This is a genomic window from Nonomuraea sp. SYSU D8015, assembly GCF_008065375.1.
Classification (GTDB): domain Bacteria; phylum Actinomycetota; class Actinomycetes; order Streptosporangiales; family Streptosporangiaceae; genus Nonomuraea.
Genome location: NZ_VJYI01000054.1, coordinates 1 through 15,158 on the forward strand (window position 1 = coordinate 1; position 15,158 = coordinate 15,158).

General features: G+C 72.1%; 12 protein-coding genes. 5 read left to right on the forward strand and 7 right to left on the reverse strand.

Annotated elements, in window-relative coordinates; translation table 11 throughout:
• Positions 1 to 462, forward strand: a 462-nt coding sequence (locus tag ID574_RS58870; RefSeq protein WP_272491879.1) for a TCP-1/cpn60 chaperonin family protein, incomplete at its 5' end; no start/stop codon positions are given.
• A gap of 490 nt (positions 463 to 952) precedes the next feature.
• Here ID574_RS58870 and ID574_RS58875 read toward each other — a convergent pair.
• On the reverse strand, positions 953 to 1,405 hold the full coding sequence (locus ID574_RS58875) for a MarR family winged helix-turn-helix transcriptional regulator (protein ID WP_442939473.1): 453 nt from the start codon (positions 1,403 to 1,405) through the stop codon (positions 953 to 955).
• 100 nt (positions 1,406 to 1,505) lie between these two features.
• Here ID574_RS58875 and ID574_RS58880 point away from each other — a divergent pair, with 100 nt between their 5' ends.
• From ID574_RS58880 to ID574_RS58890, 3 genes are all read left to right on the forward strand, one after another.
• Positions 1,506 to 2,474 carry an alpha/beta hydrolase gene (locus tag ID574_RS58880; RefSeq protein WP_188197800.1) on the forward strand — a complete coding sequence of 323 codons (969 nt, stop codon included), beginning with the start codon at positions 1,506 to 1,508 and terminating at the stop codon, positions 2,472 to 2,474.
• 178 nt (positions 2,475 to 2,652) lie between these two features.
• Complete coding sequence (locus ID574_RS58885; RefSeq protein ID WP_188197801.1) at positions 2,653 to 5,379, forward strand: DUF7824 domain-containing protein; 2,727 nt, start codon at positions 2,653 to 2,655, stop codon at positions 5,377 to 5,379.
• Positions 5,380 to 5,381: 2 nt separating this feature from the next.
• Positions 5,382 to 6,272, forward strand: coding sequence for a hypothetical protein (locus ID574_RS58890; RefSeq protein WP_188197802.1), 891 nt, complete (start codon positions 5,382 to 5,384; stop codon positions 6,270 to 6,272).
• Between the two features lie 10 nt (positions 6,273 to 6,282).
• On the opposite strand, the gene ID574_RS58895 is transcribed toward ID574_RS58890, so the two are convergent.
• The 4 genes from ID574_RS58895 to ID574_RS58910 form a co-directional block, all read right to left on the reverse strand.
• The gene (locus ID574_RS58895) at positions 6,283 to 7,113 is read right to left on the reverse strand and encodes an alpha/beta fold hydrolase (RefSeq protein WP_188197803.1); all 831 of its coding nucleotides are present in this window, start codon (positions 7,111 to 7,113) and stop codon (positions 6,283 to 6,285) included.
• 167 nt (positions 7,114 to 7,280) lie between these two features.
• Positions 7,281 to 8,084, reverse strand: coding sequence for a hypothetical protein (locus ID574_RS58900; protein ID WP_223168218.1), 804 nt, complete (start codon positions 8,082 to 8,084; stop codon positions 7,281 to 7,283).
• 102 nt (positions 8,085 to 8,186) lie between these two features.
• The gene (locus ID574_RS58905; protein WP_188197805.1) at positions 8,187 to 10,601 is read right to left on the reverse strand and encodes a PQQ-dependent sugar dehydrogenase; all 2,415 of its coding nucleotides are present in this window, start codon (positions 10,599 to 10,601) and stop codon (positions 8,187 to 8,189) included.
• A 243-nt stretch (positions 10,602 to 10,844) separates the two neighbouring features.
• Entirely contained in the window at positions 10,845 to 11,657 is an 813-nt protein-coding gene (locus ID574_RS58910; RefSeq protein WP_188197806.1) for a helix-turn-helix domain-containing protein, read from the reverse strand.
• Between ID574_RS58910 and ID574_RS58915 the strand changes: the two genes are divergently transcribed.
• Positions 11,656 to 12,204: a TIGR03086 family metal-binding protein gene (locus ID574_RS58915; protein ID WP_188197807.1), complete on the forward strand. Its 549-nt coding sequence runs from the start codon at positions 11,656 to 11,658 to the stop codon at positions 12,202 to 12,204. The two genes, ID574_RS58910 and ID574_RS58915, sit on opposite strands and share 2 nt — an antisense overlap.
• A gap of 54 nt (positions 12,205 to 12,258) precedes the next feature.
• Here ID574_RS58915 and ID574_RS58920 read toward each other — a convergent pair whose 3' ends face one another.
• Both ID574_RS58920 and ID574_RS58925 read right to left on the reverse strand, forming a co-directional pair.
• Positions 12,259 to 12,744: a hypothetical protein gene (locus tag ID574_RS58920; RefSeq protein WP_188197808.1), complete on the reverse strand. Its 486-nt coding sequence runs from the start codon at positions 12,742 to 12,744 to the stop codon at positions 12,259 to 12,261.
• Positions 12,745 to 12,767: 23 nt separating this feature from the next.
• The coding region (locus ID574_RS58925; protein WP_188197809.1) for an ALF repeat-containing protein at positions 12,768 to 15,158 on the reverse strand (2,391 nt) is incomplete at its 5' end.

Here is a 15,158-nt window from a genome sequence, read left to right on the forward strand (position 1 = left end):
GAGCGCAAGCACCGCATCGAGGACGCCGTCCGCAACGCCAAGGCGGCGGTGGAGGAGGGCATCGTCCCCGGCGGTGGCGTGGCGCTGCTGCAGGCCGGCGCCAAGGCGTTCGACAAGCTGGAGCTGGGCGGCGACGAGGCCACCGGCGCGGCGATCGTGAAGAAGGCGCTGGAGGAGCCGCTGAAGCAGATCGCGGTCAACGCCGGTCTCGAGGGCGGCGTCGTGGTGGAGAAGGTGCGCAACCTCACCCCGGGTGAGGGCCTCAACGCCGCTTCCGGCGAGTACGTCAACATGTTCGAGGCGGGCATCATCGACCCGGCCAAGGTGACGCGCTCGGCGCTGCAGAACGCCGCCTCCATCGCGGCGCTGTTCCTGACGACCGAGGCCGTCATCGCCGAGAGGCCCGAGAAGACCCCTGCTGCCCCGGCCGGCATGCCCGGCGGCGGCGACATGGACTTCTAGAGCGCGGCTCGCCACCCGGGCAGGGGGGTGGTGCTGTGTGGCACCACCCCTGGGCCAGGCATGCCGCGGAACACGCCCACCGCGCCAGGGGCCCGTCAAGCGCCCGACCGCACCCGCACGGCGGCGTCCCTGCTGCTCGCCGGGGCGGATCGGCCGGTGTGCGGCCAGAAGCGACGTCCATGCCGAGGCCAGGGCGATCGCGACGGCCGATCCGGCGCCCGGGACGCCGACGGGCCGCGGCCCGCACGTGCCGCCCGGAACGCCGACCGGCCGCGCCCGCACGTGCCGCCCGGCCCGCCGCAGGGGCCGGCGTCCGGCGCAGTCCGCGCGGAGCGCCGCGAACGGCAGGCCCCGCCGATCCCACTGGCCCACCCTCCACGTGCCGCTGCCCTCCGGGTCGGCAATGGCGTCGTGTGCGGACGGCGCCCCGTCCAGCGGCCGCGTCATGGTCGCCGCCGACCCGTTACCCCCTACATGCCCGGACCGCCGGCTAGGCCGTCGTGGCCCGGTTCGCGCGCTCGACGACGGTCTGGAGGAACTCCGTGGCGGCCAGCGCCCGCTCGGGGGTGAGGCCGAAGACGTCGCAGATCGCCTGGTAGATGCGGGGCGCGTGCTCGCGCAGCGCGTCACCCTCGTCGGTGAGGCTGATGATGACCGTGCGCTCGTCGCTGGGGTTGCGGGTGCGGCGCAGCAGCCCGCGGCTCTCCAGGCGCTTGAGCAGCGGCGTCATGGTGCCGTAGTCCAGCTGCAGCTGCTGGATGAGCTCGCGTACGGAAAGGTCGCCGTGCTCCCACAGCGTCGCCAGGACGAGGTATTGCGGGTAAGTCAGGCCCAAAGGCTCAAGAAGCGGCCGGTAGGCGGCCGTTATCGCCCGGGAAGCGGCGTGCAGATGGAAGCACACCATCTCATTCAGGCGAACCCCATCCAATTCCGAACTGCTCACGACATGAACCTTACCAAGTTTCCTCTTCTCCCATTGCCTTGTGCACAAGCTAATAGTGTACGGTGACATCGCAAGCGCGTGATTGAAAGGAGCGCTCATCATGAGCAAGCACATCCTGGAGCCGGCCGCACAGGAGCTCGCGGACGCGACGTCCAAGCCCCCGTTCCTGTACGAGCTCGGCCCCGAAGGCGCCCGCAACGTCCTCGACGACATCCAGTCCGCCCCGATCGACAAGCCCGACGTCGACGAGAAGTGGATCACCGTGCCCGCCGAGGTCGGCGACGTGCGGGTGCGGATCGTCAGGCCCGCCGGGATCGCCGGCACGCTGCCGGTCATCCTGTACGTCCACGGCGGCGGCTGGATCCTCGGCAACGCCGGCACCCATGACCGGCTCGTCCGCGAGCTCGCCGTCGGCGTGAACGCCGCGGTCGTCTTCGTCGAGTACGACCGTTCACCGGAGGCCCGCTACCCGGTCGCCATCGAGCAGGCGTACGCCACCGCCCAGTGGATCACCCGGAACGGCGTCGGCGAAGGGCTGGACGCCTCCCGCCTGGCGGTGGCCGGAGACTCCGTCGGCGGCAACATGGCCGCCGCGCTGACCATCCTCGCCAAGCGGCGCGGCGACGTGACCTTCGTGCACCAGTCGCTGTACTACCCGGTCACCGACGCCGCGCAGGACACCGACAGCTACCGCGAGTTCGCCGACGGCCCGTTCCTGACCGCCAGGGCCATGGCCTGGTTCTGGGACGCCTACACCACCGACCCGGCCGAGCGTGCCGAGATCACCGCCTCACCGCTGCGCGCGAGCCTGGACGATCTGGCCGGCCTGCCGCCCGCCTTCGTCGTCGTGGACGAGAACGACGTGCTGCGCGACGAGGGCGAGGCCTACGCCCGCAAGCTCACCGCGGCCGGCGTGCTCACCACGAGCGTGCGCTACAACGGGATCATCCACGACTTCATGATGCTCAACCCCCTGCGCGGCACCCGCGCGGCCTCGGCCGCCATCGCCCAGGCCATCCACGTGCTGAAGGGCGCCTTCGGCACGGTGAAGAGCACCCGCACGCCGTGATCGGGGCAGCCCTGCCTTTCCGTGAGCCGGCATTCGGCGACGCGCCCGGGACGGCGACGGCGTCCGACGCCCCGGCCTGATCGTCGCGAAGGGCGATCCGCGCGACCTCCCGGCCGGGCGTCCCCGAGCGGACGCCGAGCGGCGAAAGTGTCGGGGCGGCTGGTTACTGTCCCCGATCATGGATCACTGGGGAGAGATCAGGAAGCTGATCGAAGCGCGGCGTGCCGACCGCCTCACGGACATGGTCAAGGGGCTGGGCGACGCCGGCCGCAAGGAGGTCGCCGCGCGATTACCTGAACTGTTGAAGGAGCTGCGGGGCCGATTCGATCGCTGGGACGACGGCCTCGTCGACTACTCCGTCGTGCTGCGGGTGGCGGGCGCCGCCACCTTCGGCGGCGCGGCGGCCGTGGCATCCTGGCTCTACCGGCGCGACTTCGCGCCCCAGTGGGCCGGGCCCGACAACGACGTGGATCTCATTCTGGCGGTGCTCGCCGACCGGCCCGCCGCCTGGCGTGCCGACCTGGCCGAGCGGCTGGTGTTGCGCATGCGCGTCGCCGACGACCGGGGCATGGCGCTCGCCCTGGCCCTGCTCCGCGAGACCGGCATCGAGCCGCCGCCGCACGATCCGCTGGTGGCGGGCTGGGTGTCCGTCGGCCCGTCGCGTCTTGGCGAGGACCCACTGGTCGATCACCTGGTGCCGCGCCTGTTCGAGGCCGAGGGCGTGGGGCGGGTGCTGCAGTGGGAGAGAGATCCGCGCCAGGGCTGGCTGCGGGCGTTGCCGGCGCTGGCCGAGACGGGCCGGGTGAAGCGCGCGGCGCTGATCGACGGCTGCGTACGTCGTTTCCTGCGCGGCGGCACGCCCATCGACCTGCGGTTCTTCGTCCGCCTGCACGAGGCGCTCGACCCGTCGCCCGCCGAGGCGGCCGGCCACGCCCGCGACTACGTGCGCCTGCTGGCCGCAGCGCCCGGACCGGTCGCCGAGCTGGCCATGAAGTGCCTGCGCGCCTGCGACGATCTCACCTCCAGCGGGCCGGCCGCCGGCGACCTCGCCAGCGGCACCCCTGCCCTTGGTGGTCTCACGCCAGGCGACCTCCCCCCCAGCGCGCCTGCCCTTGGTGGTCTCGCGCCCGGCGGCCTCGGCGCAGGCGGTCTCACGGCCGATGACCTCGCCGAGGCGTGGGAGTCGTTGCTGTTCCGCCCCGAGCGCAAGCTGGTGTGTGCCGGGCTCTCGTGGCTCGACCGTTCCGTCCGGCGTACGCCCGCGTTGGCCGACGTGGTCGCCGCGCCGCTGGCCCGCGCGTTCGCCGCCGACTCCGCCGAGCTCCAGGAGAAGGCCGTCGCGCTGGCCCTCGCCCACGCCGCAGGCATGAGCGAGGAGGGACGCGCCACCGTACGCGAGGCGATCGAGCTGCTCCCGCCTCACCTCGGCCACCGGACCGCCACAGCCTTCGCGGGCGGCACGGTCGCCGAGGCCGAGCCGGTGTTCGTGCCCCCGCCGCTGCCCACCGCGCCCGAACGCGCCTCCGCCCTGGAACCCCCGATCGAGTCCGCCGAGGAGGTCGCCCGGCTGGCGACGGAGTGGGCGGGCACCTGGCACGCGTGGGAACGGCTGCTCGCCGGCTTCGTCACGCTCGCGGTCCGCGACCGGGCGGGCCTGGCGGCGGCACTGCGCCCCCAGGTGATCGACGGGCCCGCCAGGGAATGGCACAACTGGTCGTACCGCGAGAGGAGCTGGCAGACAGCCGGTCAATGGTTCCAGGGCGCCGCCCGCTCCCTGACCGGCACCGCGCCCACCGAGCACGCCTGGCGGAGCTTCATGCCGGCGGAGAGGCTGGCCGCCCCCGACCGGCTCCTGCTGCACCGCATGGCCGAGATCCAGCGCGCCGTCGAGGAGGACACCCTTCCGCCGCTGCTGCTGGCCACGCCCACGCACGACACCGGGCACGTCGCGGCGGCCCAGCTGGTCCGGCGGATGGAGGTCATCGAGGCGGCCGGGGCCAAGCCGCTGGCCGCCGACCTCCAGCAGGCGCTGCTGCGCCTGCCGCGCATCCCGGACGCCGAGGCGGCGGAGCGGGCGGCCCGCTTGACGTCCCCCGCGGGCAGGATGCTGGCCGCCTGGACGTGCCCGGAGGCCGTGGTCGAGGTGAAGTGGACCTGCGGGCACGGCGACGACGCCGGCGACCACGACTGGCACGACCGGGACCACCACCACGACGTACGCCTGGTGCCGGCGGTCACCGCCACGCCCACCGGCCTGCCGCTCGTCGACCTGATGCTCGGCGACCCCGCACGCTGGGCCGATGCCCATCACCGCTCGTGGTGGCCCGCGATGCTGCCCTCGCACCGCGAGGTCGCCGCCGCGCACCTCATGCCGTACGTGCTCAGGCGCTACTGGGGCGAGAGCGCCGTGGGACCGGAGGAGGCCCGCCTGCTGGCACGGGCGGATGGGCCGGCGGGCGGGGCCTTGTCTGTGCTGCTCGCCCGCGTCCTGGGCGACCGGCAGATGCCCGAGTCGGTCGAGGTGCTGCTGGAGATGGCCGCGTGGGACGAGCTGCCCGCGGCCGAGGTCGGCCGCCAGGCCGGGCTCCTCCTCGCCGCCGGCGAGATGAGAATGGTCGACATGGTCGCCGCGCTCGACGCCGTGGCCAGGCAGGGCGCCTACGCGCACGTGTGGCGGATCATCGCCGCGGCGCTGCCCGCGCTGCTGCCCCCGCCGGGCCGGCGCCCGCTCAACGGCCTGGGCGCCTTCGTCGCGCTCGCCAGCACGACCGCCGAGTGGTGCGGGGCACGCGGCGAGATTCCCGAGGTAGGGGAGGCGGCCGCCCGCAAGGGGAGCAGCGGCCTGCTCCGCGAGCTGCGCCGCCTGCACGACCTGCTCGTCGGCGGCACCGGACAGGAAGGATGATCATGGCCTCCAAGAAGAGCAGGCGCTGGCGTTCCCGCCTCGACGAGGGCCACGCCCTGCGGATGGAGATCGGCGATGTCGCCCGTGCCGCCGCCGCGCCGGGCTGGTCACGGCTCACCGTCCGCCGCGCCCAGGTCGGGGCGTACGCGCTGACCACCGTCACCTGTGACGGACGCGAAATCGCCGCCGCGGGCATGGACGAGCCGTTCCAGCGCCTGCGCGAGCTGTCCTACAAGGCCGACGCCGGCACCTGGTTCACCTGCGAGCTGGCGTTCTCGCCCGGCTCCAGGGGCTACACCGGACGCGTGTGCTCCGCGGCGGCGCCGTTCGAGGACGTCCCGGCACCGGCGGCGCTGGCAGAGCTGACCACGTTCCCCCGCGAGGAGCCGCCCGGCTGGCTGCTGGCCGCGCTGCCCACCGCCCCGCCCATCGGGCTGCCCACGACGTACGGCGACCACTACGACCGGTGGGCCGCGCACCACGGGGACGGCCGGCCACCCCCGCCGATCGACGGGGAGCTGGCCTACGTCCCGGCCACGACCATGACCGCCCGCACCTTCCATCATGATCAGGAATCCGGCCACCACAGCCTCTACCTGATGGAGCGGACCGACGAGCCCGAGGCCGGCTACTTCACGGTTTCACGCTACGAGGACGCGTACTGGATCGGGCGTCACAGCATGCACAGCACCAACACAGGAGTGCGTTCCATCACGCTGGACGGCGCGCTGCTCCGGCTGGAGCTGACCCCGGAGGCCGCCGACGGGCTCGCGACCGAGACCGCCTTCGAGGTGCGCCTCGACCTTCCGCCCGAGAACATCGGCCGGCTGCGCGCCGTCCTGCCCGGCATGCTGCGGCCCGTCACCCAGGGGCCGGAGCTGATCGGCTTCTGACCACCCCCGCCTACCGGGGGCGGTGCAGCACCTTGCCGGCGAGCTCCTCGATGACGGCGGCGACCTGCTTAGGGTGCTTCAGGTCGGCGCCGTGGTCGCGCCCGCGCATGACCACCCGCTCGGTGTGCGGCATCACGCGTTCGATGGCGTCGAGCCGCTGCGTGATGTTCGCCGGGCTGCGGTCGCCGCCGAGGAGAACGACCGGAACCTCGATCGTCGCGTACGTGTCGAGGCGCACTCCGAGCCGGTCCAGCGCGTCCTGGGCGTCGAGCTGGCACGGGATGAGCCTGCGGTACTTCGGGACGAGCGCACTGGCCAGGCCTGCCGGCACGGCTTGCCGGCGCGGCAGGCCGACGCAGCCTTGCAGGAAGATGGTCATCGCCTTGGCCGGCCTGCCTGCCGCGAGTGCGGCCCGGGCCGGCGTGATCACATGGCTATACGAGCTTTCCAGCGGAGGCCCGATGACGGCGGCGGGCTCGAAGATCACGGCACCGGCGAAGGAGGACGGCGATGCCGCCAGGACTTCGAGCGCGACGACCGCTCCGTCGGAGTGCCCGTAGAGGAGGACCGGCTCGCCGATCGCCCGCACCACGCTCAGGGCGTCTTCGACCTCCTGGGCGATCGTGCACGGTGAGCCGCCGAGCTTCGGATCGGCCTTGAGGTCCCGCCGGTACTGGCGGCGGTGCAGGCGGACCACGCGATGGCGCCCGGCGAGGATCGCGGCGATCCTCTTGCACCGGGTGCCCTCGTCGAGGCCCGGCCCGAGCATCACGATGGCCGGGCCCTGCCCCTCGTCGTACGCGCGGACGTCAGTGCCGTCGGCGGAGATCGTGGTGAGCACGGCGCCTCACCTCCTGTAGCGGGTGAACCTTAGCAACGCTAAGTCCAAGCCTCGCTTAGCGTTGCTAAGGTGTCAACCGGCGTCTCAGAAGGGGATGCCGGAGTGTTCCTGCGTCGCGGCCCGGCTCGCGAGCATCCCGAGCGGCGAGTCCTCCAGTGATCGTCCGGTCACCGCGGCACGGCCTTGTAGGACCTGAGCCGCGTCAGCAGCAGGTGGCAGTTCTGCAGGGAGCCCGACGTGTCGCCCAGGGACCGGTAAATGCCCCACTTGGGCCGCACCCGGTCACCGAGGAAGGTGTCCACGCCCGTGCGGGTGGCGTCCACCACCGTGGCGCCGCCGTTCCTGACCACCCACCTGACCGCTCCGGACGAGCCGTCACCGATCTTGATCTCGTAGTCGATGTCGATCCACTTGTTGTGCAGCGGCTCCAGATCGGTCCGCCCGACCAGGATGTTCGGCTCGAAGACCTTGTGCTCGATGGTCTGCCTGCCGTCCACCCGGCGCAGCGAGGTGACGGTGATCGGCGCCGTGCCCGAGCCGGGCATCTTGGTCTGGAAGATGTGAGTGAAGGTCGTGGTGGCCTTGAGCGTGCTCGGGATGTACATCGAGTACGTGACCCGCCACAGCTCGCCGTTCCTCCACCGCAGATAACTGCTGGTGGAGGTGCGGTTGCCGGTCACCTCGTGCCGCTGCCGGTCGGTGCTGGTGTCCCGGTCGACCGTGTGCATGGTGAAGCGGTAGTTGTCACCCTCGGGGAAGATGTGGGGCGCGCCGGCCGGGTGGGAGTCCGCGCGGTCGTCCTCGATGCTCTCCCACGCTCCCATGCCGTTGGCCGAGGCCGAGGGTGACCACATCAGCTGCCAGGTCATCCCGGACGGGAGCAAGGTCGGAGCGGCGAGCGCGGGGCGGGCCGGCAGGAGGGGGCCGAGCGCTGCGGCGCCTGCGAGGAGTCCGAATCGGCGGCGTGACACCGGATTCATCATGTCAGTACCTCCAGGATCTCGTTGTGGGCATTGCCGAGGTACGGGCGGGCGCCGGTGGCAGCACGACGCCCGCCCGCGATCAGAGGGCGGTCACTGGATGGCGGAGCGCCGGATCGTGTCGGCGGAGCCGTCGCCGTTGTTGTCGGAGTTGGTGGAGCCGAACCAGATGGCGCTGGCGCCCGGCACCTTCTCGACCGCGCGGAGCCTGCCGTACGTGCCGTTGAAGTAGGAGTTGACCGTCGAGACGTTCTCGCCGTTCAACACGATGCGCCACAGCCGTTGGCCGCGCAGCGCCGCCATGAAGATCGTGTTGTTCACGATGGCGATGCCGCTCGGCGAGGCCTCCGCGACGCCCCAGGTGCGCTTGGGGTTGGTCATCCCGGAGGTGTCGCAGGTGCCCTCGCAGGTGGGCCAGCCGTAGTTGCGGCCCGGCAGGATCAGGTTGAGCTCGTCGCGTGAGGAGTTGCCCAGCTCCGACGACCACAGCCGGCCGGCCGAGTCCCAGGCCAGCCCCTGCGGGTTGCGGTGGCCGTAGCTGTAGACGCGGGTGCCGAACGGGTTGCCCGGCGCGGCGGCGCCGGTCTTGGTGATGCGCAGGATCTTGCCGTTGAGCGAGTCCAGGTCGGGGGCGTTGCTGGACTGCTGGGCGTCGCCGGTGGCGACGTACAGGTAACCGTCCGGGCCGAACCTGATGCGGCCGCCGTTGTGGTAGCGGTTCTTGTCGATGCCCTGCAGGACCGAGGCGTAGCCGCTGAGCGTGGTGCCGTTGAAGCTCATCTTGGCGATGCGGTTGCCCTCGGCGGCGGTGTGCATGAAGAACACGTCCTGGTCGGTGGTGCCGTTCCAGGTGGGGGAGAAGTCCAGGCCCATCAGGCCGCCCTCGCCGCCGGTGGTCTGGGAGTTGGGCACGGTCCCGACCTGCGTCTTCGTGCCGGACGTGGTCACTTTGAAGACGCGGAAGGTGTCGCGCTCGGTGATCAGTGCGTACGTGCCGTCGGGTGCCCAGGAGATGTCCCACGGCACGTCGAAGCCGCCGGCCACGGTGGCCGGCGTCTGCGGCACGCTCCCGCAGGCGGCCGTGGTGAACGACGCGGACGGCTGGCTCGGCGCGGACAACTGGTTCGCGGTGTCGCGTGCGACGACGTGCACCTGGTACGTGCGGGCGCATTCCAGCGGCACGGCGGCCGTGGTGGCGGGCGGGGTGCCGGTGACCGTGGCCAGCACCGCGTTGGTGGCGTGGTCGCGGATCAGGTAGGCGCGCACGCCGTTGTCGTCGGTGGAGGCCGCCCAGGTCACCGTGGCCGAGGTGGCCTGCACGCCGCTGACGGTGGGCCGGCCGGGGGCGGTCGGCGGGTCGTCGGCGGGCGCGGGCTGCGTGCGGCAGTTCGCCTCCGGGCTGCTCGGCGAGACGTTGCCGGAGGCGTCGCGGGCGAACACCGACAGCTGGTAGGCGAAGTCGGGGGTGAGCCCGGTCAGCCGGTGCGGCGGCGCGGTGGCGGTCGCGATCTGCTGGCCCTGGTGGTAGATGTCGTAGCCGGCCACGCCGATGTCGTCGGTGGACGGCGGCCAGTCCAGCGTCAGGGCGTTGTGCGTGATCTCCGAGCAGTTGGGCTGCCCGGGCGGGGTGGGCTTTTCTGTGTCGCCCGGGCCGCTGACGCGCAGCCGGTCGAGGTTCGGGCCGCCGCCCGCGGTGGTCGCCGTGGCCGTGACGGTGTTTCCGCCCGCGTTGAGCGCCGCCTCGACGGTCACCTCCTGCCAGGTGCTCCAGGCGCCGGTGCCGGGGAAGTTCACGGTGGCTGCGGTGGTGCCGTTGACGGCGATGGCCATCGGCCGGTTGGTGGTGGTGCCGTTGGCGTAGCGGAAAGTCAGGCTTTGGGTGCCCGAGGCAGCCGCGCTGACGGTGAACTCGACGGACGAGCCGGTCACGTTGTCGTAGTTGACGAACCCGGAGCCGGTGAAGCCGGCGTGGTTCGACTCCACGACGCCTTGCGAGATCGTCGCGGTCTCCGCCTGGTAGTCGGTGAAGCTCGTGGACTGGACCTCGGCGTCGAGGTAGTCGAAGTTGGGATTGCCGCCCGCGCCGGTGGCGGTGGCTCTGACCGTGTTGGATCCCGCGGAGAGCGGGGCGGTCAGCGTGACCGTGGCCCAGGTGGACCAGGCGCCGGTGACGGGGAAGGAGCGGGCGGCCGCGACGGTGAGGCCGTTGACGGAGATGTCGCCGGGCCGGTCGGCGGTGGTGCCGTTGGCGTAGCGGAAGGCCAGCGTGGCGGTGCCGGCGCTGGGCGCGTTGATCGTCCACTCGACGTACGAGCCGGCGACGTTGTCGCCGTTGACGAAGCCGGTGCCGGAGAAACCGGCGTGGTTGGACTCCACGACGCCTTGCGTGATCGTCGCGTTTTCGGCTTCGTACCGGGTGGGCGCTGCCGCGGCGGAGGCGGGAACGGCCGCCAGGCCTAAGACGAGCAGGCAGGCGGCGATGCAGGCCCGGGACTTGCTGAAGTTCATCGGGCGCTCCTGGCTGAGAGTGATGCCGGGTGTAAGAGATTGGAGCTTTCCATGGTGTTCCCACAAACCGCGACAGGCGTCAACCGTTGGAGCGTTCCATTATTTAGTAAGGTTTCCTAACTTAATGGACGAATATACGTGGTCAATAGCGGGCGAATGCATCAGGGAGGCCTGTCGACAGGTTGACGAAACGGCGTCACGCCTCTTCAGAGCCTCAGTGAGACATGGGATGTATTGCTCTCGTCAGGCCGACGCGAGGCGGTGGTAGGCGGCGGGCGGGAGGCCCACCACGGCGGCGAAGTCGCGCGTGAGGTGGGCCTGGTCGGTGTAGCCGAGCTCGGCGGCCAGGTCGGACAGGTCGAGACCGGCCAGCACACGTTCCGCCGCCTCGTGCAGGCGGAAGCGGCGGATGACCCATTTCGGGCCGATCCCGACGTACTCCTGGAACAAGCGCTGGAGCGAGCGCACCGACGTGCCGGCCGCCGCGGCGAGCTGGTCGACCCTGGTGATCGTGCGGTCGGTCTCGGCCGCGGACACCAGCGCGGCGGCCTCGTCGATCAGCGGGTCGGGCGCCGGGTCCAGGTCGAGGAGGAAGCGTTCGATCAGGCGCATGGCCTCCTCCTCCGGGGCCGCGAGGACCTTCCGCCACAGGGTGGCGCCCGCGGTGCCGTACAGGTCGGGCAGGGAGACGAAGCGGCCGGTCAGCGACGACACCGGGCCGTCCATGAACGGGCGGAAGCCGCCCGGCCTGAACCGCAGCCCCACCACCCGCCCGCGTCCCTCCTGCGTGCAGGAGAACTCGCCGGAGATCACGCCCGCGACCCTGGCGAACGCCTCGGTCACGGTCAGGTTGACGACCGGGTGAGAGATCAGCTTCTGCGTGAAGGGCTCCGCCAGGTCCCACGTGACGATCCAGAAATGCTCGGCGAACGGGGACAGCTCGTCCGCGCACGTGTGGCAGCGGTAGTCGAACCCGACACGTGCGGGGTCGATCCAGCCGCGCTGGCGCGTTTGTACAAGACGCCGCCCGGACTCGACGGCAGGCTGCTCACCCATGCATGACATGATGACGCAGGCGGCCGACCGTACGGCAAACTTGATCACGACTGTGCGCGAAGACCAGCTCGATCTGCCCACGCCGTGTTCCCAGTTCGACGTCAAGGGGCTGATCAACCACTTGGAGTGGGTGGCGGACCTGTTCGCCTCGCTGGCGGCCAAGGGGCCGATGGTGGAGCAGCGCGAATACGCCGGCGACTTTCCCGAGCGGGTGCGGCGGATGCTGGCCGCGTGGGAGTCACCGCAGGCGTGGGAGGGCGAGAGCCCCGGCATGGGGCTGCCGATGCCCACGGTGGCCATGATGGCCCTGTTCGACTTGGTCGTCCACGGCTGGGACCTGTCCAGGGCCATCGGCGCGCCTTTCCAGGTCGAGCCGGAGGTGGTGAAGACGCTGCTGGCCTTCGCCGAGCAGATGGCGCCGATGGGCAGGCAGCAGGGCATCTTCGCCGAGCCCGTGCCCGTCGGACCGGACGCGACGGAGTTCGACCGCCTGCTCGGACTGGTCGGCCGCGACCCCGGGTGGTCGGCCCAGGCCACGCAGCGATGACCGGCCACTTCACGATGCGGTAGAGGAGGCGGGTGGCCTCCGGAGTGCCGGCCGCTACCGGAACTCCTCCAGCTTGGCCCGGACCGCCGTCCCGGAATCCGTCCCGCGCAGGACCGCTGCCAGGAGCACGGCGGCGGCGCCGAAGGCCACGATCGAAGACTCCACCGGGTCGTACGCGGCCCGGTCCACCACCATGGTCCCGGCCTGATCGGCTTCCGCGAGCAGGGCTGCCATCACGGCGGCGCCGAATTCGCCGGGAAGCCCCGGGACCAGCGGATGGCCGAGGGCGCCCTCGTAAGAGGGCGCCGCATCGAGATCGATCCGGCCGGACGTCCGCACCTCGACCCTGAGCTCGTCGCCTCCGGACCACGTCATCGTCCCGCCGAGCATCGCACGCTGCGGAAGGCCGCCGACCCGGCGATGAAACTCGATCGAGGCCCGCTTCACGCCCCGCAGGGGAGAGGGCTTCGCGGGCACGTGCGCGACGGTGACATCTCGACCGGCGAAAGCCGTCACCTCATCCTCGGCCAGCACCGCCACCCGGATGTTTCCCTGCTCGATGATCAACGAGGCCCCAAACCCCAGTAGTCGCGCCATGCCTGGTTGAAGAGTTCCGGGAACTGGTCGATGACCTCAGGGTGATAGTTCGCGAAGGTCGGATGCATCTGCATGGCGATCCGATGCGCGTCCTCGTAACTCATCCCCGTGTCCATGAGTATCTTCTCGGTCAGTTCGTGGCGCATGAAGTTGGACTCGCTGATGTGCAGCGGTCTGCCCTCGGCCGCCGCCGCCCGGATCCGGGCGATCATAGCGTCGTTCGCGGGAGAATGATCCAAGCGAGCGAGGTGCTGCTCTATCTTGGTCAAGTCGTCGAGATTCGCCAAGGCCGGCGACCCGGGCACATGTCCGCCGCGCCACGGGAAACGCCCGATAGGCGGCCCGCTGAATTCGCCCATCGGCGCCATCGGCACGTCGTCGAGCTCGTGACGCAGGAGGTTGCCGCAGACGTCCGTCCCATGGTTGCGCTGGAACGTGCAGTACGTCTTGAGCAGTACGGCGGCCAGGTCGCGTTCGTCTATCGCGCCCAGCATGAAGAAGGCGCCGTACGTGTCCAGCCACTCGTCGAAGTCGGTCGCCAACTCGCCGCAGGAGTCCACGCCGAGAGATCGCGGCAGCTTGTAGCCGTTCAGCCAGCAGTCCCCGTTGAAGGTGACCAGCACCGTCCCGTGGTCATACTCGATCACTTTCGGCGGGTTCGCGGGCGGCGTGTTGCGCAGGCGTTCCTGGTCCTCCTCGCGCTTCTTGTCCATCGCGAACTGCAGCGCGTCGAGCGCGGCCTGGGCGGCCTGCGCCGCGCTCTCACCGGCGGCGATGGCCAGCGTTCTGGCGAGCTCCGCCGAGTCCCAGGCGGCGGTCGCCGACGCGCGGGCCTGGGCGGCCGATGTGGTGGCGCGGGCGGCCGAACGGGCCGCCGCCTGTTCGGCCTGGCGGGCCGAGTTCGCCGCCGCCCGCGCCGCTTGCGCGGAGGCCGCCGCCTGGTCCGCCGACTGGCGTGCCTCGGTCGCGGCCTGCCCGGCCTGCGTCGCGAAGCCGTCGGCCGCGTCGCGGGCCTGGCGGGCCTGGTCCGCCCAGTACGCGGCGTCGTCGGCGGCCTGGTTGGCGATCGCCGCGACCCGGGCGGCCTCGGCGGCGTCCCTGCGGGCGATCGCCGCCGAGTGGGCCGCGTCGGCGACGTACCGGCGCACGGTGGCGACGTGGAGAGCCGCGTCCTCGTCCCGCCGGCCCGCCTGGTAGTGACCTAACCGCAGGAAGTCGCGCAGGTACCGGCGTGGACCGGCGAGCGCCACCTGCCCGGCGGCGTCCACCTCCGCGCCGCCCGCCTCGATCGCGGCGGCGACGGCGATGCGGTCGTCCTGCTCGGCCGCGGCGTACTGCCCGCTGCGGAGGAACTCGTGCGCGTCGGCCGGGGTGCCGTTCAGCGCCGCCTGCGCGGCCGCGTCGGTGGCCGGTCCGCCCGTCTCCATCACCTTGGCGATGGCGATCCGGTCGTCCTGAATCTTGCCGTCGTACATGGGAAGCCGCAGGAACTGCACGACCTGCGCGTGCGAACCGGCGAGCGCGTCCGCGGCGGCGGTCTTGAGCGCGGGTTTGTCGCTGGTGTCCGCCAGGCGCACGACGCGGTCGCGGTCGTCCTGCTCGGCGGCTGCGGCGCGGCTGCCGTCCAGCCATCGCCGCAGGTCGGCCTCGGACCCGGCGAGCGCGGCTTCCGCGGCGGCCCTGGTCCAGGTGCCGCCGGCGGTCAGCAGGCGCATCGCGGCGTTGCGGCCCTCCTTCAGGACCGTCTCAGCGGGAGCATCCGGCGCGGTGGCCGCGGCCAGCTGCCGCGCGGTCACGTCGTCGATCCGGCTCTGCTCGGGGGCGTCCCACGGGATGGCGGCCGGCCGGGCCTGCTCGGACTGCTTGGCCTCGCGGGCGGCGGCCAGCTTCTCCGCGGTCTCCGCACGTAACCGCTCGGCATCCGCCTCCCTGGCGGTGCGTTCCGCCGTCTCCGCACTGGCCGCCGCGGCTGCGGCGGTGGCGGCGGCGCGGCCGGCCGCTTCGGCGTGCTCGGTGGCCCGGCGGGCGGCTTCAGCGGCTTCGCCTGCGTGTTCGGCGGCCTCGTCGGCCGCCGCTGCCGCCGCCCTGGCGTGCGCGGCGGCGTCCCGTGCCCAGTGCTCGGCGTCCTGCGCTGCTGCCGCCGCCTGCCTGGCGAGCGACTCGGCGGCGTTGGCCGACGCGTTCGCCCGGGCGGCGTAGGCCCGTGCCCGCGCCGCCGCCTGGCGAGCACGGGCCGCTTCGGAGTCCGCGACGTTGGCGTGGCCGCCGGCCTCCTCGGCCGCCGCGGCGGCGGCCTCCGCGTTCGCGATCGCCCCCTGGGCGGCCCGCGCCGCCGTCCCCGCCTGAGTGACGGCCTC

Coding starts and splice junctions, on each gene's coding strand:
- ID574_RS58905 (WP_188197805.1), bottom strand. CDS start 10,601: ATGAACTTCAGCAAGTCCCGGGCCTGCATCGCCGCCTGCCTGCTCGTC.
- ID574_RS58910 (WP_188197806.1), bottom strand. CDS start 11,657: ATGGGTGAGCAGCCTGCCGTCGAGTCCGGGCGGCGTCTTGTACAAACG.
- ID574_RS58885 (WP_188197801.1), top strand. CDS start 2,653: ATGGATCACTGGGGAGAGATCAGGAAGCTGATCGAAGCGCGGCGTGCC.
- ID574_RS58890 (WP_188197802.1), top strand. CDS start 5,382: ATGGCCTCCAAGAAGAGCAGGCGCTGGCGTTCCCGCCTCGACGAGGGC.
- ID574_RS58880 (WP_188197800.1), top strand. CDS start 1,506: ATGAGCAAGCACATCCTGGAGCCGGCCGCACAGGAGCTCGCGGACGCG.
- ID574_RS58915 (WP_188197807.1), top strand. CDS start 11,656: ATGCATGACATGATGACGCAGGCGGCCGACCGTACGGCAAACTTGATC.